Origin of the sequence: Citrobacter braakii, assembly GCF_002075345.1 — a bacterium.
Classification (GTDB): domain Bacteria; phylum Pseudomonadota; class Gammaproteobacteria; order Enterobacterales; family Enterobacteriaceae; genus Citrobacter; species Citrobacter braakii.
Genome location: NZ_NAEW01000091.1, coordinates 1 through 725, shown reverse-complemented (window position 1 = coordinate 725; position 725 = coordinate 1). Strand labels below are relative to the sequence as shown.

The 725-nt window shown below is 64.7% G+C and carries 2 protein-coding genes; both read left to right on the top strand.

From position 1 onward, the window contains the following. Window positions 1-363, top strand: a 363-nt coding sequence (locus BZK42_RS27995) for a hypothetical protein (protein ID WP_080861651.1), incomplete at its 5' end; no start/stop codon positions are given. Beyond that, window positions 363-650 carry a hypothetical protein gene (locus BZK42_RS27990; protein WP_080861648.1) on the top strand — a complete coding sequence of 96 codons (288 nt, stop codon included), beginning with the start codon at window positions 363-365 and terminating at the stop codon, window positions 648-650. The genes BZK42_RS27995 and BZK42_RS27990, both read left to right, overlap by 1 nt. Window positions 651-725 lie beyond the last annotated feature (75 nt).

The following is a 725-nucleotide window of genomic DNA, read 5'->3' as shown; positions in this document are numbered from 1 at the left end:
GCGCTGTACCGGCGAAGACAGACGAAGATGACCGTACTGCGGCCCCGAACGGTGTATGCCGGGCGCTGGCTGCTGGCGGACGACCCGCAGTTCTGCGGGCGGGCCGTGGTGGTGAAACAGGGGGAGAGCCTTCGCCCCGGCGTGGAACTGCTGTATTTCGGCGAGGAAAGCGCTGACCCGTATTACGGAGAGCGTTACTTTATTGACCATGGCGAGGCCACCCGGTCGGCGGAGCAGATGCTGCTGCGCTTTCTGGGCGGGCGTTACCGCCGGCGTCACAACCGTAACCCGTCGCCGGCAGTCCCGCTCCCGGTCGTGGTGAACGGCGCGCAGGCTTCCGGCTCCGGCCGGGAGGCGGCGTGATGAACGCCGCCGCGCTGTTGAAAAACCCGTTGCCTGCGGTGGTGATTGGCGACGATGTCTGGCAACAGATGGTGCGTTATTCACCGGCGCCGGTCTGCGAGACGGAGCGGCTGCAGCGGCTGGTTTACCATGCGGCGAAAGCCCTGGCTGAGGCCCGTAAGTGCGACAGCGTGGTGACCTTCGGTTACTTCTGCCTGCCACCGGACGGCAGTCCGGACACGCCGCTGTGGCGTGTCCTGCAGGTGACGCGCGAACCGGACCGGATAACGGTATCGATGGCGCGTTAATCCTTAACTTTTTTCACTCACCCTGGCGGGGAAACCCGCAGGGGAACTCCGCCACTTTTTTACAGCAAGGAGTTC